Genomic DNA, 23,276 nt, shown 5'->3' with positions numbered 1-23,276 from the left:
TGATAAAACAGGTGGATGAACAGTGAACTCCCGGATGACATCGAGCAACTGAAGGCCCTGCTGGTCGCGCAGCAGGCAGTTATCGTTCGTCTGTCCGGTGAAATAACCGGCTACGCCTGCGAAATCGACTCGCTCAGGGCACTGGTCGCTAAACTGCAGAGAATGCTGTTCGGCCGCAGCAGCGAGAAAAACCGGGAGAAAATAGAAAAGAAGATCGCGCAGGCTGAAAAGCGGATAACCGAGCTTCAGAACAGGCTTGGCGAAGCGCAGTCGCAACTCACCTCAATGGCCGGAGATGCAGTACCAAAAACATCAGACTCTCCCACCCGCAAAGCGCTTCCGGCAACACTCCCCCGTGACAGGCAGGTTATCGCCCCGGCAGAAACCGAATGCCCTGTCTGCAGTGGCAAACTGAAACCGCTGGGAGAGAGCATCTCTGAACAACTGGATATCATCAACACCGCCTTCAGGGTAATCGAAACGGTTCGTCCGAAGCTGGCCTGCAGCCGGTGCGACTGTATCGTGCAGGCACCGCTGCCGCCGAAACCCATCGAATGCAGCTACGCCAGCCCGGGGCTGCTGGCCCGTATCATTATGGCGAAGTTCGCTGAACACTTACCACTGTACCGCCAGGCTGAAATCTACGCGCCGGCAGGGCGTGGAGCTGAGCCGCAATACGATGGGGCGCTGGGTGGATATCATGGGAGAGCAACTTCGCCCGCTGTACGATGAAATGAACCACTATGTGCTGATGTCGGGTAAAGTGCATGCAGACGACACGCCGGTGAATGTCCTGGAGCCCGGACAGGGTAAAACCCGTACCGGGCGGTTGTGGACGTATGTTCGTGATGACTGCAACGCCGGGTCAGCGCTGGCACCGGCGGTGTGGTTCGCCTACAGCCCCGACAGAAAAGGCATCCATCCGCAGACCCATCTTGCGGGGTTCAGCGGTGTGCTACAGGCGGATGCGTACGCCGGGTTCAACGAGCTGTACCGCGATGGCCGGATAACGGAAGCCGCCTGCTGGGCTCACGCCCGCCGTAAAATCCACGATGTGCACGTTCGCACGCCGTCAGCCCTGACGGAGGAAGCCCTGAAGCGTATCGGCGAACTGTATGCCGTGGAGGCGGAAATAAGAGGAATGCTGGCGGAACAACGGCTTGCTGAACGTCAGCGGAAAACGAAACCGCTGCTTAGTACCCTGGAAAGCTGGTTGCGTGAAAAAATGAAAACGCTGTCGCGACACTCGGAGCTGGCAAAGGCGTTCACGTACACCCTGAACCAGTGGCCGGCCCTGACGTACTATGCAGAAAACGGCTGGGCCGAAGCCGATAATAACATCGCTGAAAATGCGCTGCGGATGGTCAGTCTGGGTCGTAAAAACTGGTTGTTCTTCGGCTCAGACCACGGTGGTGAGCGGGGAGCGTTGCTGTACAGTCTGATCGGGACGTGCAAACTGAACGGCGTGGATCCAGAAAGCTACCTTCGCCATGTCCTTGACGTCATAGCTGACTGGCCGGTCAACCGGGTCAGCGAGCTGCTACCCTGGCGCATCACACTGCCAACTGAATAACACATCCCCGTCAATACGGTTCTCGCTGTACGCTTACCAACGTGAAGGTTTTCAGCCGTTCTTTGCCTGCCAGACACGCGTCCGTGACCAGAGCCGCCGGGAGCACACGAAACATATGCTGCGCCTGCGCCGTGCCGGGCAAATCACTGGTCAGCAGGTTCCGGAAATTATTCAGCTCAACTCGCATGACGGCTCCAGCAGCTACCAGATGCTGCCGGGCCTGTTCCGTAGTGTCTGCTGTAATGGCCTGAGCCATGCAGTAATACCCCACCACTTACATCCCTTCAGCATTACGGAATAACCGATATGAAAACATCACCCGATTCACTATCATGGGCGGCATTGTCACATCTGTCCCCCGTCGAAATCTGGCGCCTCCTGCTGGGATATCTGCTCAGCCAGCACTACGGACTGACTCTTAACGACACGCCGTTTGGCAGCGATGGCGTGATTCAGGAGCACATTGAGGCCGGTATACCGCTGGCGGATGCCCTGAATGATGTTGTTGAAAAATATGACCTAGTACGTACAGGCCAGAGCAGCTTCCGTTTCACGGTGCGGTCTTCACTTATCACCCCCACGGATGTCCTGCGGGCACGGAAAGCCACAGGGCTTCTGAAGCGGGGCTATTACAGGCGGGTGACGGATATCACGCAAGGTCTGCCGATTGACGGGACACTTCCGGCAGGCACCTTCACCCGCAGACAGGCTGAGGCCACTGCCGCCCTGTATATCAACGTTGGCATTGAGGATGACCAGCACACCCACTTCCGGCTGGTCATTCGCGATGCGGACGGCCAGCTCATCTGGCGGGCATGGAACTTTGAGCCCGGTGCTGGTCATGACCTGAACACCCACCTGCAGCGCTACGGTGTGAAAAAACGCTGACAGCACGCCGCTGGCCCGTCTGGGGCAGGGCTGGCGGATCTCAACCTGAACAACTGACTGTCCTTTGTTGGTGGAAAGTCCGACCCATGCTTCTTTATCCAAGCGTATCCAGGCATTAAAAAATAGGTCATCGGAGTACTGTTTGTAGACAATGTTGCCGACGATATTCTGTGGGTGTCACACCTGTTTGCTTCTTAAATGCAGTATTAAATACCGATTTAGAATTAAAACCCGAAGCATACATAATATCAAGAATGGTCCGCTTATCTCCCGGCGTGGCCAGTAACTTTTTGGCATACTCTATGCGGTACTCGCTGATAAAGGTAAAAAAGTTCTGCTGAAATCCATTGTTGATAATGGCGGAGAGATCGTGCGGTGAAAGTTTTATCTGGCGCGCAAGCTGGCTTAAGGAGAGGGTGGAATCCAGAAACGGCTGATTCCGACGCATAAAATCCACCACGTTATCTACCTGTTTTGACTCCGGTAACAACAGTGTTTTAACCGGCTGAATATCCACCAGCAGGGTTTCATCTTCCTGCGTTAGCCCCATAAACGCAGCGGGCTGTCGCAGTGCGCAGATCAGCAATGTATTAATGAACGCAAACCCCGCCATACTGACAACAGGCAGTATCCAGGTGGTTTGATCGGTTAGCCTGAACAGATAGAAAAACAGGCAGCAAATGATACTGACGATCCACAGCCCCGCGTAACCCGACAGCAGGAAGCGGAGCCAGAGTATTTGCTGGCGGGCGATATCAGAATAAAGACGCTGGATATCCGAATTAAATGACTGCAAGCGGCCGAGCGAATAGCCCAACCAACCGAGAAATACCCCGTGATAGACCAACGCAAGGGGCAGAGGTTCCGGCATTCCTGGTAAATCCTGTTGTTGTAATATTGTTATTTTTTCCGACTCAGGTAGCGGAACATATAGTGTGAAAAACACAATCAGGCCAGCCGCGAACGGGATTAAGTGTACGGCATGAATGAGCCGAATTTGAAAACGGCAATACATCAGCGATCGGGTATACAGATAGATAGCTGGCGGCTGAAGCAGAGAGATGAGCGTACCGATATAAGCGTAGTTTGGGTGTGAAAAACTTACACCGCTTCCGTAAAGTAAAAGCTCGCCAAAACCGGCGGCGACGGTCAGCAGGACGACCACCAATAGCCGGTTGCTGGTTTGTACAATGTTGGACGGCAAAAGTAGAAAAACAGAAAGCAATACAGCCTGCATTATTCCTGCTGCCAGAAGAAAAACGGATAGCTCAATCAGCATGTATTACCGCCACCAATCATTCAAAACGAGACATAAAGAACGGGTTCCGCTCTGCCTCTTGTTAGCGGAACGTTCGACTTTGCGCTTTGTAGGTTCGACTTTACCAATTCGAACGACGCCCTGATTTCACGCCAGTACTCTGATGTCAAATCGGCAGAGGGTCTGAAATCCTACGTCGATTAACATCCCCAAAAAGCAGATGAACAGGTCGAAAAAGACCCGGGAGCATTATTGTGAAAAAGCAGAAAAACATCAGAACTACCCTGTGCGCGAGCATCGTGATCCTTGCGGGAATGACGATAAGCACAACGGCGTTCGCCCACTGCGACGGCATGGATGGACCGGTGATTACCGAGGCTAAAAGCGCGCTCCAGGCGCATGATGTTACCCCGTTATTAAAATGGGTGCCAGAAAACCGTGAAGATACCGTCAGGAAGGCGTTTGACGAGGCAATAAGCAAACAAGGTGGCAGTCAGGCCGCTCAGGAGAAGGCCGATCAGCAGCTCTTCACCACTCTGGTACGTGTTCACCGTGAGGCGGAAGGCGCGCCCTTTACCGGTGTAAAACCGGCAGGCCATATTCCCGTGGTTGTACAAGAGGCAGATGCCGCACTCAACGCCGGCAATGTTGATAGCCTGGTGGCGAAGGTGACTGCCAATGTTGAGCATGCTCTCCGGGAAAAATTTGCTAAAGCTGAACAAAGTAAGCAACAAGTGAATCAATCGGTTAAACAGGGACGTGGATATGTGAATGACTACGTTCACTACATACATTTTGTCGAAGAAGTGAACGGAATGGCGGCAGGAGGATCGCCTGAGATGGAACATCAGCACTAATTATCATGTCCGCCAGAGATGCCCTTGCGGCATCTCTGAATCACCACGATAACGCCCAGCGGGATTTGGAGGATTGTAATTAAAATTATGTAATTACCTGTTTTTGATATGTTCATTCCGACAACGGATGTAAGTAAATTTATGGACGAAAAAACTCAGAGCTCTGCGGTTGAACGGGCTAAAGGTCCGCAAACTTAATGAGTACATCAGAGAATTTCGACGTGCATACGCCAATGATGCTGAATCGTCACGGATAGAGGCTGCTACAGGCAAGAATACCGTGAACTAAATAGCTGCGCTTAATACCGCTACACTTTTGCCACCCCATGTTGTCCCCCCGGGAATGGGCTGACGGTTTCCATATAATGATGGACCTTTTTCAACAACTGTCACATTGAACGGCACTGATGATTGCGGGTTATCGTGTCGTGCAGCGCCTGCCACAACCGCTCTACGTGGTTCACCCACGGCGAGTAAACTGGCTGGTAAATCACCCGAACTTCGGGTTTGCTTTCAGCCAGCCCTGAGTTTTACGGCTTTTATGGATGATGTAGTTATCCACGATGAGCGTGATTGTTTTCGCTCGCCGGTATGTCGCTTTCAGATGTTTTAACAGACTGATAAATAAAGATGAACTTTTGCTGTTGCCGCCCACATAGCTGACTTTTCCTGTACCGCTGTGCAGCGCCCCGGCCAGATAATATTTCTCATTCTGCCCCAGGGTTACTATGCGTTTTTGATGCCCGCGTAGCTGCCAGTCCGCGCCGATTTTTGGATTGAGATGGATATCCACCTCATCCTCATAAAAGACCGGGTGCTCTGCGCTGCATTCGTCCAGCGCTTTATGGATTGCGGCCATTTTTTCATCTTTATGCGGGTCACGGATACACAGCGTCGGTGCCGCTCTGCGCCAGCAACAACCCAAATATAAAGTACTGATGACAATACCGGGGATTGGCCCACTTATTGCGGCAGCTTTTCTGAGTGAAGTGAATGCGGAGCAGTTTTCTAACGGGCGACAACTATCCACCTGATGTGGTCTGGTTCCCAGACAACGTAGTTCAGGTGGGAAAAGCAGCCTGTCATCCATGACCAAAAATGGGAATCGTGGCCTCAGAACCTTAATTATTCATGGTGCCCGCTCGGTTATGCACTGGGCGATGATGCATTGGGTATATGGCTGAAGCACCTCACCGATCGAAGGGGAAAAATGAAAGCCACGGTCGCGCTGGCCAATAAACTGACTCGCATCGTCTGGCGCTTACTGACCGAATCAACAAGTTTTAATATCAACAGGGCTTTCGCTATGAGCTAAGCATTGTTGTATCCGGAGAGACAATTCCTCCTGAGTTTGCAGATACTGATGAGAGAACGGTAAACCAACCCTGTAACAGCCTGAACTGTGCCGAGGTAGTAACATACCGATGTAGTGATTAGGAAACAGGGTGCGGATGACATCATGGCGCGGGTCATCAGACCCACTAACGACGCCGGATATATTGCAGCAAACCGTATCAACTCAGGGCTTGCAAAACGCGGGACGTCCATATATGGCACAGTAAATTTGTGCCACTACAGAAAGCATAAAATCCTTATCTTCGCCACATCACTATTTTCCCTGACGCCCTGCTCTTACGAGCAGGGCGTTTTCGCTTATGTCATCCATAAAGGTAAACCCCATGAAATTAGCCAGCCGTTTTGGTCGCGTTAATCTGATACGCCGCGACCGCCCCCTTACCCATGAAGAACTGATGCAGCATACCCCCAGCGTGTTCGGTGAAGAAAAGCATACCTCCCGCAGTGAACGATATGCCTATATCCCCACCATCTCCCTGCTCGACAGCCTGCAGCGGGAATGCTTCCAGCCATTTTTTGCCTGTCAGACACGGGTACGTGACCCCCGTCGTCGTGAGCATACGAAGCATATGCTGCGCCTGCGTCGGGAGGGGCAAATTACCGGTAAACAGGTGCCGGAAATTATCCTGCTTAACTCTCACGATGGCACCAGTTCGTACCAGATGCTGCCGGGCCTGTTCAGGGCGGTGTGCCAGAACGGTCTGGTCTGCGGCGAGTCGTTTGGCGAGGTGCGGGTGCCACACAAGGGGGACGTGGTGAGCCAGGTTATTGAGGGGGCCTATGAGGTGCTGGGGATTTTTGAGCGTGTGGAAGAAAAGCGGGATGTCATGCAGTCGTTGCTTTTACCGCCACCTGCGCAGCAGGCGCTGGCAAAAGCCGCGCTAACGTATCGCTTTGGTGAGGACCACCAGCCGGTTACTGAATCGCAGATACTCTCCCCGCGCCGCTGGCAGGATGAGAGCAATGACCTGTGGACTACCTATCAGCGGATTCAGGAAAACCTGATTAAGGGCGGACTCAGCGGGCGTAATGTTAAAGGCGAACGAACGCATACTCGTGCCGTGCGTGGCATTGACGGGGACGTGAAGCTTAACCGTGCGCTGTGGGTGATGGCTGAAACACTGCTCACACAACTGCAGTAGACGTTTTATGTTGCCACATTGTTATTATCGGACACCACCTGTCCGAATTGCTACGTGCTCGTGTGCCTCAATCTCCCGGTAATAGCCTGTAACCCCCGTTACATCTGGCTTTTGCAGAAATAAAAAATAGTTTCTGCGTTGTCCATACCCTGTCCGCCCCCCTGTTTAAAGTAATCACATCATTTTCAGTCAGTTAACTTTCCTGGAGAACCTCTCATGACACAGGCAGAACGCCGCCATGACCGGCTGGCTGTCAGGCTGTCACTGATAATCAGCCGTCTGGTGGCGGGTGAAACGTTGAGTGTGCGCAAACTGGCCGCTGAGTTTGGCGTGTCAGTGCGCACGCTGCGGCGTGATTTTCGTGAGCGACTGATGTATCTGGACTTGGAGTATCAGTCCGGATACTGCCGCTTACGCACTGCTGGCAGCGAGATGCAGATGGTGCCCGACGTGCTTATCTTTGCCCACCGCAGCGGGCTGGCCGGACTTTTCCCCGGCCTTGACCGCCGTCTGGTGAACGCACTGCTGATGTGCGATGAGTCTCCCTGCGTGATAGCACCAGCTAGTCCGGTTCCTTCGCCTTCAGGAGCATTGTCTTTCTGGAGACTGATTCAGGCCATTACCGGGCGCAGGCGGGTGACGCTGATTGCCGAGGGGCAGCGCTGTGAGCGGCTGGCTCCCTGCCGGTTACTCATCCACCAGCAGGCCTGGTATCTGGTGGCGGAACACGACGGACATATCGCCGTATTCACCCTGGATGAGATCCATCTGGTTCAGCTCCTGCAGGAGAGTTTCCGGCGTAACGACAGTCTGTGTCGTCTTGTTGAAGACCCGGTCTTTATTCAGACCTTACCCCATTTTCGCTTTATCCAGCAGTCACTGCTTACGTTTGTTCCGGCCGACAGTCCACCAGAATAGCGCAAGCGTTGTTATCAACCCGGCAACAGGGAGGAGCCCTATGCCCGTAATTGCCATTATCGCCATTGTTGCCATCGTCATCATTCTGAACAAAACCGGGGTGTCCGACAGCCTCACGGCCCTGACACTTGCCACCGTTGCTGCACTGTTGACGGGCGGAGGTGCAGCCGGTGCTGCCAGTGTTGCACTGACGCCGTTCGCCGGTGTGCCGGTGGGTATTTTTGTGGGGATTTATGTCTTTGCCAAAGTGGTTCGTCTGATTTCAGGAAAAAAATAATGAAACGTAAAACACTACCTCTGCTGGCACTGGTTGCCACCACTCTGTTTCTGAGCGCCTGCGATGACAGAAGTGATGAACTGAAGGCCATCAGCAAGTTCAAGGATCTCACCCCGCCGCGCTTCAGCGATGCGGTCAGTCGTCAGGATGATGTCAGCGAAGAATGGTCACAGGTTGGCTTCTCATCCGGTCTCACCCTGCAGGTCTTACGTACCCGCCAGTTGCCCGATGGCTGCGAGGGCGGTAGTTACTACTACCTCGTGGATATGCAGGAAAAAACCGTCCAGCCGCTGATGAATGCGCTTTGTATTGCCGACAATATCAAACTGGAATACCACGAGGTTACGGACCGGTATACGAAGGAAAAATACTTTGAGTACTCCCATGACGGAAAACTGATGGGTCGGCTGCTGATACCCTCAAACCCTGAGAACCACGAATAAAAAACAACGATAAAGGAGACAGAAATGACAATAGGTTCACTAAGCCGGTTTGTACTGGCATGTTCACTGTTTACCAGTTTTACAGCCTCTGCGGTTCCTGGACTCTGGCAGCAGGGCTATGGCCAGGGCAATACGGAATACAACGTGACGGATGCCAGTGGGAAAATGTTTACCATCAATTGCACGGGAAATCCGGACCAGAACGGTTTCTACCAGCATTCTGTTTTTCTGACCCAGACGGATAACAGGATGGTCAGTTCGCACGATGACGGCACCACGATCACCGTGGTAATGAATCACCAGCAGTACGTTATTCCGTCCAGACGGCACTGTTGCAAATAGTCGGTGGTGATAAACTTATCATCCCCTTTTGCTGATGGAGCTGCACATGAACCCATTCAAAGGCCGGCATTTTCAGCGTGACATCATTCTGTGGGCCGTACGCTGGTACTGCAAATACGGCATCAGTTACCGTGAGCTGCAGGAGATGCTGGCTGAACGCGGAGTGAATGTCGATCACTCCACGATTTACCGCTGGGTTCAGCGTTATGCGCCTGAAATGGAAAAACGGCTGCGCTGGTACTGGCGTAACCCTTCCGATCTTTGCCCGTGGCACATGGATGAAACCTACGTGAAGGTCAATGGCCGCTGGGCGTATCTGTACCGGGCCGTCGACAGCCGGGGCCGCACTGTCGATTTTTATCTCTCCTCCCGTCGTAACAGCAAAGCTGCATACCGGTTTCTGGGTAAAATCCTCAACAACGTGAAGAAGTGGCAGATCCCGCGATTCATCAACACGGATAAAGCGCCCGCCTATGGTCGCGCGCTTGCTCTGCTCAAACGCGAAGGCCGGTGCCCGTCTGACGTTGAACACCGACAGATTAAGTACCGGAACAACGTGATTGAATGCGATCATGGCAAACTGAAACGGATAATCGGCGCCACGCTGGGATTTAAATCCATGAAGACGGCTTACGCCACCATCAAAGGTATTGAGGTGATGCGTGCACTACGCAAAGGCCAAGCCTCAGCATTTTATTATGGTGATCCCCTGGGCGAAATGCGCCTGGTAAGCAGAGTTTTTGAAATGTAAGGCCTTTGAATAAGACAAAAGGCTGCCTCATCGCTAACTTTGCAACAGTGCCCTTTCCTGCACGTGGGCGAATGATTGGATCACCGCCTTGCCGTCGCTGCTCACAGCAGCCAGCTTCATGGCCAGCGCCGCCTCGTGAGTCTGCGCGTCAAAGTTTCTGAACTTGGTCGCATCAGCGCCGAGGTAAGCAAGGATGCGCATTTTTTCAGTAAGCGGTGGCTCGGGGTGTGCAGCAACTTTTGGGGCGAGCTGAACGACCTGAACCCATTCCTCCTGCGAAATCGCACCGGTAATAGCCTGCATGTTGCGCCCGAGTTCCTGCATGATCTTGCGTAGCGCCAGTGGCTCAACCTGGGTAGCGTCACCAGCCCAAGCTGGCAACTGAAAACCCCATAAAAGCAGGCAGGCCGTAACGGTCAGGGTGATAGTTCCAAATGCGTGGCTGTGTTTGCGGTGGGTCATGAAATTCTCCTGTAATTCAATCGTTCTCTCATTCGAACTCCCGCCCTTCGCCAGCTTCCTCATGGGTCACGCCGTCGCGGATGTGGTAGATGCGCTTGAATGTGGGGATGATCTTTTCGTCATGGGTGACGACGATGATGGCGGTCTCGAACTTCCGGGCCATGTCGTTGAGGATGCGGATTACAGCCATGGCGCGCTCGGAATCCAGCGGCGCAGTGGGTTCATCGGCCAGGATCACCGGCGGACGATTGACCAGTCCGCGCGCGATGGCGACCCGTTGCTGCTCGCCACCGGAGAGTTGCGAGGGCATTGCGCGAGCTCGGTGTTGCACATCAAGCGCTGTGAGCAATTCCAGTGCCTTCGCGCGCGACTCTCCATTCGCGACGCCTGCAAGCATCGGCAGCAGCGCCACGTTGTCGGTGACATCGAGAAACGGAATCAGGTACGGCGCCTGGAAAACGAAACCGATCTTGTCACGCCGTAAGGCGCGCAGGTCGCGGACTTTCCAGCCATCGGCGTAGATCACTTCATCGCCCAGTGTCATGCGACCGGCGGTCGGTTCGATCACCGCACCCAGACACTTGAGCAGCGTGCTCTTGCCGGACCCGGAAGGGCCGATCAGTCCCACCACTTCACCAGGCGCAACATGCATATTCACGTCTCTCAAGGCAAAGACAGCGGTGTCACCATCGCCATACCGCTTGCTTAAACTTTCGATGTGTATCCCTTTGCCACTCATCTCAACCTCCAATGGCTTCGGCCGGATCGACCTTGAGTGCTATGCGAATGGCGACGAGGCTAGCTAGAACGCAGATCACGAGCACGGCAAAAAAACCGGCGACAGAATCCATTGGCGTGAGCAGGACATATTTTGGAAAAGCCGGTGCTGAAAAGGTGGCTGTGATCTTGCCGACCACGAAGCCAATCACGCCCAGGGCGAGCGCCTGCTGCATGATCATCGCGGCGATGGTTCGGTTGCGTGTGCCGATGAGCTTCAACACCGCGATCTCACGGATTTTGTCCATCGTCAGCGAATAGATGATGAAGGCAACGATGGCCGCGCTAACGATGGCCAGAATCACAAGGAACATGCCGATCTGCTTGGCCGAGGTGGCGATCAGCTTGCCGACGAGGATGTCTTCCATCTGTGCCCGGGTGTAGACCGTCAAACGCTTCCAGCGCTGGATGGATTCGGCAACCTCGTCCGGCGCATGACCAGGTTTCAGAGTGACCAGCACGGCATTGACGAACGCGTTGCTGCTCTGTGAAGCAATCACGGCATCCAGCAAACCTGGATCACCGGGTCGATTGAAGACCGGGTTGGCTTCGGTGCGACGCCGGCTTTGCCAGATGGCATCGTTGTCCTTGAGGAACTGGGCCTCCTGGGCATCTTTGAGCGGAATGAATACCATCGGGTCGCCGCTGGACGACACCATGCGCCGTGTCAGCCCCACGACGGTGTAATGATTGCGGCGAATGGCAAGACGATCTCCCAGTTTGAAGCCGGTGGCGATGTCGGCCACAGACTCGTAGTGACCGCGCGTGATCTGGCGTCCAGCGACGAGATAAGGAGGCCATCCGGGTGTAGCCCCCAACGCACCGGGCGCGATGCCGACCACCATGGTGCGTACATCACTCTCGCCCTTGCGTACCTGCATGGTCAGGTAGGTCGCGTTCGCTGCCTGTGAGACTCCCGGCATGGCGAGAATGGCGCGATACACGTCATCGTTGAGGCTGGACGACTCCGCATAAGGACCCAGAGTATCCTTTTGCACCACCCAAAGGTCAGCGCCACTGTTGTCGAGCAACGCCTTGCCGTCGTCCACCATGCCTCGGTACACCCCAGCCATGACTAGGGTGACGCCGATCAGCAGACCCAGACCGATGCCGGTGAAGACGAATTTCCCCCAGGCATGGAGAATGTCGCGGCCGGCCAGGCTGATCATCGTGAAACTCCCGGGATATGCTCGACCACATGGATGCGGCTGCGCGCCGTCAGTGCCTTTTCGCTATAGGTCACAACCTGGTCCCCATTCTTGAGCCCTTCGCGCACCTGCACGTAACCATTGAGGTCGGAAGTGCCGAGCTTGACCGGGGAGAAATGCAGATCACCATCCACGATTTGCCAGACACCAACTTTATCGCCTTCACGCTGGACGGCAGCGTTGGGGATCAGTGGAGCGGCCGGGAGCGCCGGCAAGTCAACCGTGACTTCGGCCAGTTCACCCACTGGTGGCAAAGGTTCTGGTTTGTTATCGAATGTCACCTTGGCAAGCGTTTCCTCGGTTACCGCGTCGGCCTTGGGTTCCACCCGCAGCACGCGACCTTTCAAGGTCTGGCCACCACGCGAACGCAGGACGATATGAGCCGGCAGCCCCCCAGCCAGCCCCGATGCGCTGATCTGGTCGAAGCGCACATTGATCCACAAACTCTTGGGGTCGATCACTTCCACCACGGCCTGGCCCGCGACGATGGTCGTGCCGGGATCGGCATCGCGCACGGCGACTACACCGTCGACCGGCGCGATCAGGCGCAGATTGCTCCGCTGCGCGACGAGTGCTTCGCGGTCGGAGCGTGCCCGGGCAATATCTTCCCGAGCGGCGGATAGGGCGGCATCGGCGATCTGCAGTTCCTGCCGCTTGGTGGTGACGATTTCCTCGCTGGTCGAGCGCACCGCAAACAATTGCTCATAGCGGCGCGCCTGGGTTTGCGCGTAGGCTTGCCGGGCTTCTGCCTCGCGCAAAGCCGCTTCCGCCCGCTTGAATACAGACTCCTGTGAGCGCACCCGATCATCAAGGTCGACCGGCTCCATCTCGCCGAGCACCTGTCCGGCCTTGACCTGGTCGCCTACATGCACCTCCAGGCGTTTGACGCGCCCGGCAAACGTCGGTCCGATCTTGTAGGTGTAGCGCGCCTCCACCGTGCCGATGCCGAACAGCGCCGGTGTGATAGCCTGTGATTCCACGCTTGCCACCGTCACAGCGACCGGGGCGAGCGGCCCTGATCGCAGACCGACATAAATAAAAAGCACCAGCAGAGGAATGATGACGGCAAGCAGTGCCAGGGTGCGGCCTTGCAAGGGTAACTTTTTCATTGCGCACTCCTTATGCCACGCCGATAAATTGCAAAGACGCGCGGCGCATCGCGGTGCATACGTCCCACATCACCCGCCAACAGCGATTGCATGACCAAGCCCTGGATCGTGCCAATGAACAGCGTTGCCGCCGCCTCGTTGTCAAGCGAGGGAGACAACTCGCCGCTGGCCTTGCCTTTCTCGATGAGACGATGCAAACGTTCGCCGTAGCGCTGAATCAAGGTTTGCACCATGCGCTTGGCCGGTGTCGATTCGGCACGCTGAAGCTCACCAAACATCATTCTTGGCACGCCTGGGTGCTCAGCTACGAATTCGATATGACTCATGAACATCGCCTCCATGGCTGCCAAGGGCGACTCGATTCCTTGTGCGGATCGATCGATTCTGGCTAATAGGCGCTCTGCTACCCACTCCATGACCGCCTGCCAAATGGCTTCCTTGTTCGGGAAGTGCCGAAACAGCGCACCCTGGGTCAAGTTCATGTGTTTAGCGATAGCCGCAGTGGTTATCTCGCTTGGGTTTTGTGAACCGGCAAGCGCCACGACGGACTCGACAGTTACGGCACGACGTTCATCGGCCGGCAGATGCTTTGGATGGGTGTCCACGAGCACTCCTTGTAAGATAGTAATTGATTACTATCTTACCACAAGAGGCAACTCAAACAAGAGAAAACCCGACGTACTCGTCAATATCTAGAGTCTGCAATGGGCTTAACGTGCTTTATTTTCCGTTTTCTGAGACGTCCCCAGTATGGCAACCACGATCAGTTGTGTAGAGACATTAAAGTTGTATCCTTTAACCTGAAAAAGACTTTAAAGTTGTAAACTTTTAAAAAAAACACATACAAAACATGATACTAAGTGTGTATCACACGCTGTTCCAACATTATGCCTTGATGTTCTTGCAGGAACTGCAATTTACAGGAGGAAAAAGGTGTTTTTGTAGTTATCTGGCGTTACGTGACAGTGTTGGTCAGATACTTCCACCTCTTCAGAGTTAAAGTTTGATATATGGGAAAAAAACGCTCCCGGACGGGAGCGTAAGCCAGTGACTTCGGCGTCAAATGAGGGTCTAACAAGTGGAGCTGCGGGTTAATTCTGGGTGATCTGGCTGCGATGCTTTTCAGCCTGCTGCTGATGAATAACGGAAGATTGACCATTATTCGCCTTCTCATGCATAACAGCGGCTTTCTCATGCTCGTTCATTTCGGAAAATGATTTTGCTGTTTCGTTAGAAGCTGCTGGCTTGGATTTCATCATTTTTTTATGCATTTCAGCCATGTCCTGATGGGCAGCAGAATTGCCGTTTTGCATCATTTCATGGGACATTGCGGCCTGATCGTGACCGCTCATATCCATCATTTTCATGCTCTCCCCCTGAACTGCACTTTTTTCAGCGGATGATTGCATCTGATGGGCAGGCGCCTGGGCATTATTTACCTGGTCATGCATGTTCATTGTCTCTGCAGCCCAGGCAGATGAAGCGACAGCCATCATGGCAATAAAGGATACAAGGATCTTTTTCATGGTTGGGTCTCCGGTGTTTTCATACCCGAACAATCAATGCTTATAACAGAGAAAGCATTTGATCTCAGGGCTGGTTGATCATCACGCCAGGAACCGGGCGATTGAATTATCACGCTGTCCTGATTTATGGCTGATTATAAAAAACCGCCTCTGTTTATCGCGTGACTGAACGATGACATTTTTGTCACCTTCCGGGTTTCTCCTGAATAACGGTATTAATCCATTAACAGACGCACACTGAACACAATTTCCCGCCCCTGCTGTTCTGCTGACAGCTCGCCGCCGTGAGCATGAATGATCGACCTTGTAATTGATAATCCCAGCCCCGCGCCTTCCGTGTTGTAGAACCTTGATGAGTCTGCGCGATAGAACCGGTCAAACAAACGTTCCAGATTAGCGGGAACCTGGCCGGATATCGTATTCGTAATCATCACGTTCACACAGTCACTGTCACGCTCAAGGTGTATCGCTGTACAGGTGTTATCGGGAGAATACTTGATTGCATTGGAAAGCAGGTTACTGAAAGCACGTCGGAGCATATCGCTGTCTCCGGCAACAACGCCCTCTCCTTCAACCGTGATTGTCTTTCCTGTTTCGTCTGCCAGGGGCTCGAACAACTCACGTAATTCATTCAGTTCGGCTGCCAGATCCACATCATGTTTATCCAGCCGCAGCAGACCATGCTCTGAACGTGCCAGAAAAAGCATGTCACTGGTCATTCGTGACAACCTTTTCAGTTCTTCCAGGTTAGCGAATAAAATTTCGCGGTAATGCGAAACATCCCTTTCCTTAGCCAGTGCAAACTGCGTCTGCATCATCAGATTACTGACTGGTGTGCGCAGCTCATGCGCGATGTCAGACGAGAAATCTGACAGTTTCCGGAATGCCCCCTCCAGGCGATCAAACATATTATTGAACTCCTGCATGGTCTCAGAGATTTCCGGCGGAGCCAGATCGGGATTTAGACGCTGATCCAGGCTGTGTACAGTCATGGAGGAAGCCAGACTGGTCATTTCCCGTAACGGTTTCAGACCAATACGTGTGGTCAGCCAGCCCAGAAAAACAGAAATAAAGACCAGACCGATATTGAACCAGAACAGCCAGGTACTGAGTTTGTCCATAAACAGGGTGTGATACCCAGTATCCGTGGCAACCGTAATGATGACATGTTTGCTTTTACCCTGTTCCGGCGTCACGGCAACCCGCCGCGAGATACTGCGGTACACGGTGTTATTTTCTTCCGTCTGGATCATATAGTCGAGAATATCACCCGACTTATTAAGCAGGACCGCTGGAACAACAGAATTTTTGGCATAGAGTTCAACAATTTTTTCATTTTCCATGTTTTTTATAGAAATGAATAAACCATTGTGCCCTACCATCGCATCGTTTATTTTTTCTGATAATGACTTAATATCCGTTTTGTTCCGGAACGTCTCTGTTTTAAGAAACTCTTCGGTGAGCTGAAGTTTACCTGTCAGAAAATCGCGGTCCTGATTATCGAAATAGCCATTAAGGGTGCTAATCAGGATAAAACTTGATAACCACCATACCGTAAGCATCACCGCAGAAAAAATCAGGCTCAGGCGTGTGGTCAGGGAAATTTTGAACCTCACTCTTCTCTGATCTCCAGGACATATCCGGCACCGCGAACGGTATGGATCAGTTTTGGCTCAAAGTCATCATCAATTTTACTTCTCAGACGTCTCACGGCGACATCAATCACATTCGTATCACTGTCAAAATTCATGTTCCAGACCAGGGACGAGATAAGACTCCTGGGTAACACTTCTCCGGTGCGTTGCAGCAGCAACTCAAGCAGAACGTATTCTTTACCGGTGAGATGGATCTTCTTCCCCGAACGGATCACGGTCCGGCGCACCATATCAACGGTCATATCGGCGATGGTGCAGACTGTTGCGGCCTGCGAGCGTGCCCGGCGCAGTAGGGTTCTTACACGTGCAACCAGCTCCGTAAAATCAAAGGGCTTAATCAGGTAGTCATCTGCGCCAAGCTCCAGTCCTTTCACTTTGTCCCGCACGTTGTCCTTTGCGGTTAAAAACAGGACCGGTTCTTCGTGCCCGGACTCCCTCAGTGCGCTGATGATTTGCCACCCGTCGAGGAAAGGCAGCATCACGTCCAGTATTATCAAATCATACTGTCCCTTCGACGCGGCCCCGAGACCATCGCGGCCATTATTAAAGAGATCGGCCTGATAGCCTTCCTCAACCAGTCCCTGCTGCAGGTAACGACCTGTTTTTTGTTCGTCTTCAACGATTAAAATACGCTGCATGGTCAACTCGCTGATATGAAAGTAAAAATCTCACGCATGAGCTTTGGCTGTCCCCTAGCTGACCTGAGACGGAGCAAGCATTCCGAGCCACGCTACGGCGCCCAGAATGATAATCGCAACAACGAATTCTGTCAGGATGCTGTTTCGCATCAGGGCAACGCTGCGATCATAATTCCCTTCCCTGACCATAACTTCAAGCCGTGGCCCCAGGTGAAACCGGTTTGCTGCAGCCAGAAGAAGCATCAGAACAAACAGAGCCGTCTTGGCAAGCAATATCCTCCCCCAGGAACTGTTGAATAAGGGAGTTAAGTTACCCTCAGCAATATACAGATAGTTGACCAGCGCACTCAGGATCAGGGCTACAACAATCACCGTTCCTGCCGTGGCAAATTTTGCCAGGGAGTCAGATATCACAATGACGCTCTGTGCATTATGCTCGTTTCTGCGCATCAGCAGGATAGCAAATGCAACCAGAGCACCTGTCCAGGCACCTGCAGCGCCGAGATGGGTCAGATCGCTCAGTAAATGGAGATAGTAATGCAGACCGTCATGCATAACGGCGTGTCCTCCCCAGGCAAGTGTGGCCAGCGCCACGCCCCCACTCATCGTCATCAGCAGGCAGGACAATACTCTCTTATTAGTGTAAAGGAACAAAGCACCGAGTGTGGTAAACAGGGCACAGAGCCTGACAATCCAGCTAATACCCACATCAGTTTCTTCTATCACCATCTCGATAACATGGATGGATAATTCTCTGAGGTCAGTTACTCCACTCATGGCATTAGATACCAGGAGCATATTAATGCCAGTAAGAATGATGCCTGTAACAACAGCAAAGGTTATAAACGACCTGAAATTAGTCAGGTTATAGGTTTCATGTCTGACACCACTTATTCCATATATCTGAAAAAATGGCAATCCAAATATTACCATCAAATCCAGATAAAGAAGAAAACGAATAACAATCATAATCAGGTCGTTCATAATATTACTTCACTGTAAAGGTGTAATTACCGGTAATAGGGTGCGTATCTGAAGAAACCGCGCGCCAGTCAACACGATAAGTGCCAGCGGGTAAAGGCTCTCGCGGAATAATGACCATCGATTTAGGGTCAGCGCCTGGCGCCACTTTTGCCGCGACCGGCATCGGAGAATGTGATGACATGCCTTTCATACCCGTCATTGTTAATTTTGCACCTGAGAATTTCACGGTCAGATTTTCCGAGAAATTAAGCTGAATCTTTTCCGGGGCCGCTACGGCTGAATCAGCCTGTGGCACAGAGCTTTTTAATTCCGGATGGGCCATAGCAGAGAAAGCAACGCCCATAACGAGGCCACCTGTAAGAATGGCTTTATTTAAAATCGACATTTTATTTACCTGTTTAGTTGAGTGTTTTATATCAGTGCGTTAAAACCAGATTCTGGCTCCCGCCAGGAATACTACCTGATGGTCTTTCTCACCTTCTCTTTTCGCCATATCGGATGTTTTCCCGTAAAGTTGATTCCAGGAAACGCCTATATAGGGTGCAAACTCACGGCGTATTTCATAGCGCAGCCGGAGCCCCAGCTCTGTGTCAGTCAGTCCCCTGCCGCGACCCCGCGATTCATCATCCTGACTGTAGAAATTCACCTCATAGGATGGCTGGAGTATGAGCCGGTTAGTCAGTAAAACGTCGTATTCTCCTCCCAGACGAAGGGCTGCTTTTCCGCCATTACTGACAAAACCCGTAATTTCAGACTCAAAATTATAGAGTGCCAGCCCCTGAAAACCGACAGCAGCCCAGGTCCGGGCAGAAGCAGGTCTGAAATCCTGCCTGACACCCGCAACCAAATCCCACCATGGGCCAACCGCATGTCCCCAGAGTAACTGCGCTTCAGCCGCCTCCGTTTCCCCATTGCTTCGTTCACCTTCACTCTTTAGCCAAATCCGATCTGTGTCGCCTCCAATCCAGCTGTTAACACTCCAGCTGAAATTGTTGGTGTTATCCGACCGTTGCCATTCCAGTTGATCCAGCAGAACCAGATAATTAATCGCACTGTCGTGAATCGCATGCCCCTGTAAATTGCCGAATGCAGCCTTCCGGTCGGCATCGGTAACAGGCGGAATTGGCGTTCTGCTCTCAGTTACAATGGGCTCCATTGACGTCATCTCAGTGAAATTCTCATCTGCTGGCATCTGCATGGCAGACATGTCGTGCCCGGCGTGGGGATCTGCAGAGACGGAGCCCGCCGCAATAGAAAGCTGTGAGGTAAACAAACCGGCGACCAGAACAGGTATGGCCTTCAAATTTCTCTTCATTCGCATCATTCCTCCACCCGGACTTCACGAAACATTCCCATTTCCATGTGATAGAGCAAATGGCAGTGATACGCCCAGCGGCCAAGCGCATCTGCTGTCACTCTGTAACTGCGTTTTGTACCAGGGGGAACATCTATTGTGTGTTTACGAACCATGAAATTACCGTTTTCATCTTCCAGATCGCTCCACATACCATGCAGGTGAATGGGGTGAGTCATCATGGTATCGTTGATCAGCGTGATCCTGAGCCGCTCACCGTATTTCAGCAGCACCGGTGCGGCATCTGAAAACTTGATTCCGTTAAATGACCAGGCAAACTTTTCCATGTGGCCGGTTAAATGCAGTTCTATGGTACGGCCAGGTTCACGTCCGTCAGGATCCTCAAAGCGGCTTTTCAAATCCGCGTACGTGAGAACCTTTCTTCCGTTATTTCGAAGACCAATACCCGGATCATTTAATTTCGGAGAGACGCTCATCGCCTGCATATCAACCAGTGGGTTATCCGTTTCTGACGCAGGATGACTTTGCATACCCGGCATTCCGGCCATCCGGGAATGATCCATACCGGCCATGCTGCTGTGATCCATGGGCGCGGAGGATGTCCCGCTATCCGGAAGGTCAGCACCGTCCATAGACATCATCTCTCCGCTGTTATCCATGCCTCCCATCTGGCTGTGGTCCATTCCTGCCATATCATGTCCCATTCCCCCCATACCCATATCTTCCATGGTCAACAGAGGACGGGGATCGAGGGGGGGAACGGCAGCACTTAACCCCTCTCTCGTGGCCAGTGTCCCTCGAGCGTAACCGGTCCTGTCCATGGATTGTGCGAAGATGGTATAGGCCTCACCCTGAGGCTCCACAATGACATCATAGGTTTCGGCAACGGCAATCCTGAATTCGTCAACGGTAACCGGGTTTACATACTGGCCATCTGCAGCCACGACCGTCATTTTCAGCCCGGGGATACGGATATCGAAATAGGTCATTGCCGAGCCGTTGATAAACCGTAAGCGTATCTTTTCACCGGGACGGAACAGTCCGGTCCAGTTTTTCAGCGGGGCCTGCCCGTTCATGAGATAGGTGTAGGTGTAGCCACTGACATCCGCGAGGTCAGTCGGATTCATTTTCATTTCAGCCCACATTTTCCGATCGGCAATGGTGGCTGACAGCCCCCTGGTATTCACGTCGCGGAAAAAAGAGCCAACGGTTGGTTTATTGAAATTGTAGTAATCCGACTGTTTTTTTAATTTTTTCAGCAGGCTGTGAGGATTTTCATCGGTCCAGTCAGACAACATGACCACATGCTCACGATCGTAAGCAAACGGTTCTGGCTCCCTGGCATCGATGATAATGGCACCGTATACCCCCTCCTGTTCCTGCAGACCGGAATGGCTGTGGTACCAGTAAGTCCCGTTCTGCTTAACCTTAAAGGTGTAAACGTAGGTATCATCAGGCTCTATGCCCATAAAACTCAGCCCCGGAACACCATCCATATTGGCCGGAAGAATAATGCCGTGCCAGTGAATGGACGTCTGTTCATTAAGACGGTTTTTGACCTTCAGGGTAATGGTGTCACCTTCTTTCCAGCGAAGAACGGGCCCCGGCAGGCCTCCATTGATTGTTTTGGCCTGACGCTCACTGCCCGTGATATTGACGGCCGTTTCACCAATGGTCAGGTCAAACTGAGTACCCTGCAGGGATGCGGCAACTGGCAGGCTCAGACTGGAACGCGCATTGAAACTCCATACGCCAAGACTTCCGGCTACGCCAGAGAGGGTTAACCCCTTCAGGAAAGTTCGTCGAGAAGTTTTCAACAGCATGCGCATTCCCTTATTTAAAGTATGGTTACTGACAGAATTCGAGAACCGATTTAAATTAAATTACTGGTTCATCCACTTACAATGAAATGAATCTAGCACACCTTAAGAAACAAATTCATTACAATCGTGTAATGTACATAGCTGTATTACATTTACGTCATCTTCCCCACAGGTTGATTATTTTTATATATGATCATAAGGACATCTTTTATGTACCTCAGAAGGTAATTACACATGAATATATTAATCACGACCACTGCGTTTACAGCTTTATTTTGTGGGGCAGCTTTTGCTCAGTCCAGTGATATTGCCCATGAAGCACATCGATTTGTTAATAATGCCTCAGCCGTCAGTCATGTGAATTCCTCGACGCATGAAAACTTACCGGACAGGGTTAATAAAAACAACACGCCCTCATTCTCTGAAATGAATGAACATGAAAGGGCCATTGTTGCTCATTCATTTATGAACAACAGCGCGTCCTATGCGCATCAGAAAATGATTGAGGAACATAAAAAAATGCTGTCCGGCAGTGATGCAAATTCAAAGACCTCGTCTTCTTCTTTTAACGAACTGAATGCCGGAGAAAAAGCCGCTCTCGTGCATGAGCAGGTCAATAATGCCGGTGCGGAAGCACATCAGACGCAGGCAAGAAAGCTTCGCGGGCTGTATTCGACCAGGTAACTGCAGGCGGGTTAGTGCTTAGCGTCAGGTGCGCAGCAGGGCTTTACTGACGGGTTACGTAGCAGGACATGAGCCCCATATTGCTCTGCCGTAACCTGTTTCAGTCCCGTTAATCATCACCGTCGGGCTGGTCATACAGTTCCCAGAGCTTCAGGAGCAAACGGGAAACAAGATATGTTACAAAAATGACGACCATCAACGGTGCTCCCGATTAACTGACAGATGACACGCCTCCTGAAAACCCCTAGCATACGCCGCAGTGTTCATGCTAACGGCGAATTCCAGTAAATGTATTCTACCGATGTCGTAAAAGAAAATGCCTACCTTTCAGCCACCCGCTCGGGGCTGGAATCGAACGAGATCGCTACTCTTCAGCGCTCCTTGCCTTCCCGGTTTAATCTGCGGCATTTGAAAAAAAATGAATCATTAAAACTCGTACTGCAAAAGAAAGCGGGAAAATCACGTGTCGTGGCCTATAAATTTACGTCCGGTTCATTTAATTACACGGCGTATCGTATATCAGATAAAAAGTTCTATAACCTTTCCGATACTTCCGGGAAAGGCAGTCTCGATTATCCGTTACCGGCCACAGCAAGACTCAGTTCGCCTTTCAATCCTGCAAGACTTAACCCGGTATCGGGAAAAGTGAGTCCCCATAATGGCATTGATTATTCCATGCCCATGAACACGAAAATAGTCAGCGTCATCGACGGAAAAATCACCCGGGCCGAATACAACAGTACCATGGGATATTTTGTTGAAGTAACGGGAAAAGCCGGTGTTAAAACTCGCTATCTCCACCTCAATAAAATACTCGTTACTAAAGGGGCCAGGGTTACACGGGGAGGTGCTATTGCGTTATCCGGTAACAGCGGACGTTCATCCGGTCCTCATCTGCATTACGAGCTGGTCATCAATAACAACCCTGTTAACTCTCTGGCGTTCCGGGCAGCGGCACCCGCTGATAACAAACTCGAACAGCATGCCTTTGCGCATGCCAGAGACTACGAACGATACCTGGACTGATAACGGGACCGCGACGCGGCCCCGTCTGCCGGATTAATTTTTTTTATCGTTTTCACTTCCGTGATGTTGATGATCTCCATGCCCTCCGTGGCCGTGGAAAAGATGCATTAGCGGGCAGACCAGCAATAACAGATATGGCCAGTAACCTGCCACATGTGACCAGTGTTCGCGCAGGAGGGCAAATGCCGCGATCGCGGCGACAGCAATAAGCGCATAGGTGGTACTTTTCATACTGGACTCCTTCTGTTCGTAACTGACCCTTCA

The 23,276-nt window shown here is 52.2% G+C and carries 23 protein-coding genes and 6 pseudogenes; 14 read left to right on the top strand and 15 right to left on the bottom strand.

Annotation, left to right across the window (positions count from 1 at the left end):
* The first annotated feature begins 15 nt into the window (after positions 1-15).
* The 4 genes and pseudogenes from ICA20_RS04210 (at position 16) to ICA20_RS04195 (ending at position 2,461) form a co-directional block, all read left to right on the top strand.
* Positions 16-1,573: pseudogene (locus tag ICA20_RS04210) on the top strand (IS66 family transposase).
* A 37-nt stretch (positions 1,574-1,610) separates the two neighbouring features.
* Positions 1,611-1,823: pseudogene (locus ICA20_RS04205) on the top strand (DUF932 domain-containing protein); the annotation flags it as partial.
* A 56-nt stretch (positions 1,824-1,879) separates the two neighbouring features.
* Positions 1,880-2,233 (top strand): annotated as a pseudogene (locus ICA20_RS04200) (TA system toxin CbtA family protein); the annotation flags it as partial.
* Complete coding sequence (locus ICA20_RS04195) at positions 2,213-2,461, top strand: DUF905 family protein (RefSeq protein WP_223307989.1); 249 nt, start codon at positions 2,213-2,215, stop codon at positions 2,459-2,461. The pseudogene ICA20_RS04200 and the gene ICA20_RS04195, both read left to right, overlap by 21 nt.
* 127 nt (positions 2,462-2,588) lie before the next feature.
* Here ICA20_RS04195 and ICA20_RS04190 read toward each other — a convergent pair whose 3' ends face one another.
* The gene (locus tag ICA20_RS04190; RefSeq protein ID WP_032180275.1) at positions 2,589-3,740 is read right to left on the bottom strand and encodes an AraC family transcriptional regulator; all 1,152 of its coding nucleotides are present in this window, start codon (positions 3,738-3,740) and stop codon (positions 2,589-2,591) included.
* Positions 3,741-3,973: 233 nt separating this feature from the next.
* Between ICA20_RS04190 and ICA20_RS04185 the strand changes: the two genes are divergently transcribed.
* Entirely contained in the window at positions 3,974-4,576 is a 603-nt protein-coding gene (locus tag ICA20_RS04185; protein WP_050489007.1) for a DUF6448 family protein, read from the top strand.
* Positions 4,577-4,884: 308 nt separating this feature from the next.
* On the opposite strand, the pseudogene ICA20_RS04180 reads toward ICA20_RS04185, so the two are convergent.
* A pseudogene (locus ICA20_RS04180) lies at positions 4,885-5,489 on the bottom strand (IS630 family transposase); the annotation flags it as partial.
* A 25-nt stretch (positions 5,490-5,514) separates the two neighbouring features.
* Here ICA20_RS04180 and ICA20_RS04175 point away from each other — a divergent pair.
* From ICA20_RS04175 to ICA20_RS04145, 7 genes and pseudogenes are all read left to right on the top strand, one after another.
* Positions 5,515-5,760: pseudogene (locus tag ICA20_RS04175) on the top strand (transposase).
* A 495-nt stretch (positions 5,761-6,255) separates the two neighbouring features.
* Positions 6,256-7,074, top strand: coding sequence for a DUF932 domain-containing protein (locus tag ICA20_RS04170; protein ID WP_038633658.1), 819 nt, complete (start codon positions 6,256-6,258; stop codon positions 7,072-7,074).
* Between the two features lie 216 nt (positions 7,075-7,290).
* Positions 7,291-7,992, top strand: coding sequence for a WYL domain-containing protein (locus ICA20_RS04165; RefSeq protein WP_015063051.1), 702 nt, complete (start codon positions 7,291-7,293; stop codon positions 7,990-7,992).
* A gap of 40 nt (positions 7,993-8,032) precedes the next feature.
* A complete protein-coding gene (gene ypjK, locus ICA20_RS04160) occupies positions 8,033-8,269 on the top strand; it encodes a protein YpjK (RefSeq protein ID WP_015063050.1) in 237 nt (78 codons plus the stop codon).
* A complete protein-coding gene (locus tag ICA20_RS04155; protein ID WP_038633663.1) occupies positions 8,269-8,712 on the top strand; it encodes a YfjS/YafY family lipoprotein in 444 nt (147 codons plus the stop codon). Before ypjK ends, ICA20_RS04155 begins: the two co-directional genes overlap by 1 nt.
* Positions 8,713-8,736: 24 nt before the next feature.
* Positions 8,737-9,033, top strand: a pseudogene (gene ykfB / locus ICA20_RS04150) (protein YkfB); the annotation flags it as partial.
* A gap of 67 nt (positions 9,034-9,100) precedes the next feature.
* Positions 9,101-9,805: an IS6-like element IS26 family transposase gene (locus ICA20_RS04145; protein WP_001067855.1), complete on the top strand. Its 705-nt coding sequence runs from the start codon at positions 9,101-9,103 to the stop codon at positions 9,803-9,805.
* Positions 9,806-9,838: 33 nt separating this feature from the next.
* Here the strand turns inward: ICA20_RS04145 and ICA20_RS04140 are convergent, their stop codons facing one another.
* The 12 genes from ICA20_RS04140 to pcoA all read right to left on the bottom strand — a co-directional run bounded on the left by ICA20_RS04140 (position 9,839) and on the right by pcoA (position 21,302).
* Positions 9,839-10,267, bottom strand: a complete 429-nt coding sequence (locus ICA20_RS04140) for a hypothetical protein (protein ID WP_051594483.1) — start codon at positions 10,265-10,267, stop codon at positions 9,839-9,841.
* Between the two features lie 28 nt (positions 10,268-10,295).
* A complete protein-coding gene (locus tag ICA20_RS04135; protein WP_004393997.1) occupies positions 10,296-11,006 on the bottom strand; it encodes an ABC transporter ATP-binding protein in 711 nt (236 codons plus the stop codon).
* 1 nt (position 11,007) lies between these two features.
* Positions 11,008-12,213 (bottom strand): ABC transporter permease, encoded by a 1,206-nt coding sequence (locus tag ICA20_RS04130; RefSeq protein ID WP_038633672.1) that lies wholly within the window; start codon positions 12,211-12,213, stop codon positions 11,008-11,010.
* The gene (locus ICA20_RS04125) at positions 12,210-13,361 is read right to left on the bottom strand and encodes an efflux RND transporter periplasmic adaptor subunit (protein WP_022652304.1); all 1,152 of its coding nucleotides are present in this window, start codon (positions 13,359-13,361) and stop codon (positions 12,210-12,212) included. The genes ICA20_RS04130 and ICA20_RS04125 overlap by 4 nt, the downstream gene beginning before the upstream one ends.
* Complete coding sequence (locus ICA20_RS04120; RefSeq protein ID WP_004393990.1) at positions 13,358-13,966, bottom strand: TetR/AcrR family transcriptional regulator; 609 nt, start codon at positions 13,964-13,966, stop codon at positions 13,358-13,360. The genes ICA20_RS04125 and ICA20_RS04120 overlap by 4 nt, the downstream gene beginning before the upstream one ends.
* A gap of 486 nt (positions 13,967-14,452) precedes the next feature.
* On the bottom strand, positions 14,453-14,887 hold the full coding sequence (gene pcoE, locus ICA20_RS04115) for a copper resistance system metallochaperone PcoE (RefSeq protein WP_038633679.1): 435 nt from the start codon (positions 14,885-14,887) through the stop codon (positions 14,453-14,455).
* A gap of 215 nt (positions 14,888-15,102) precedes the next feature.
* Positions 15,103-16,503 carry a copper resistance membrane spanning protein PcoS gene (pcoS, locus tag ICA20_RS04110; protein WP_006785898.1) on the bottom strand — a complete coding sequence of 467 codons (1,401 nt, stop codon included), beginning with the start codon at positions 16,501-16,503 and terminating at the stop codon, positions 15,103-15,105.
* Positions 16,500-17,180: a copper response regulator transcription factor PcoR gene (gene pcoR / locus ICA20_RS04105; RefSeq protein WP_001188930.1), complete on the bottom strand. Its 681-nt coding sequence runs from the start codon at positions 17,178-17,180 to the stop codon at positions 16,500-16,502. Before pcoR ends, pcoS begins: the two co-directional genes overlap by 4 nt.
* 54 nt (positions 17,181-17,234) lie before the next feature.
* Positions 17,235-18,113, bottom strand: a complete 879-nt coding sequence (gene pcoD / locus ICA20_RS04100; protein WP_229692861.1) for a copper resistance inner membrane protein PcoD — start codon at positions 18,111-18,113, stop codon at positions 17,235-17,237.
* Positions 18,114-18,168: 55 nt separating this feature from the next.
* Entirely contained in the window at positions 18,169-18,549 is a 381-nt protein-coding gene (pcoC, locus tag ICA20_RS04095) for a copper resistance system metallochaperone PcoC (RefSeq protein WP_000025662.1), read from the bottom strand.
* A gap of 39 nt (positions 18,550-18,588) precedes the next feature.
* Complete coding sequence (gene pcoB / locus ICA20_RS04090) at positions 18,589-19,479, bottom strand: copper resistance outer membrane transporter PcoB (RefSeq protein ID WP_001378118.1); 891 nt, start codon at positions 19,477-19,479, stop codon at positions 18,589-18,591.
* 5 nt (positions 19,480-19,484) lie between these two features.
* On the bottom strand, positions 19,485-21,302 hold the full coding sequence (gene pcoA / locus ICA20_RS04085; protein ID WP_000925242.1) for a multicopper oxidase PcoA: 1,818 nt from the start codon (positions 21,300-21,302) through the stop codon (positions 19,485-19,487).
* Between the two features lie 234 nt (positions 21,303-21,536).
* On the opposite strand from pcoA, the gene ICA20_RS04080 reads away from it, so the two are divergent.
* Positions 21,537-21,986, top strand: coding sequence for a copper resistance protein (locus ICA20_RS04080; protein WP_001023257.1), 450 nt, complete (start codon positions 21,537-21,539; stop codon positions 21,984-21,986).
* A gap of 288 nt (positions 21,987-22,274) precedes the next feature.
* Complete coding sequence (locus tag ICA20_RS04075; RefSeq protein ID WP_000287501.1) at positions 22,275-23,012, top strand: peptidoglycan DD-metalloendopeptidase family protein; 738 nt, start codon at positions 22,275-22,277, stop codon at positions 23,010-23,012.
* 33 nt (positions 23,013-23,045) lie between these two features.
* On the opposite strand, the gene ICA20_RS04070 is transcribed toward ICA20_RS04075, so the two are convergent.
* Complete coding sequence (locus ICA20_RS04070; protein ID WP_000843494.1) at positions 23,046-23,243, bottom strand: DUF2933 domain-containing protein; 198 nt, start codon at positions 23,241-23,243, stop codon at positions 23,046-23,048.
* Between the last annotated feature and the right edge of the window lie 33 nt (positions 23,244-23,276).

It is taken from the genome of Citrobacter sp. C5_2, assembly GCF_014596845.2.
Lineage (GTDB): Bacteria > Pseudomonadota > Gammaproteobacteria > Enterobacterales > Enterobacteriaceae > Citrobacter > Citrobacter werkmanii.
The sequence above is the reverse complement of the archived record's forward strand: the minus strand, read 5'-3'. Positions and strand labels throughout refer to the sequence as shown.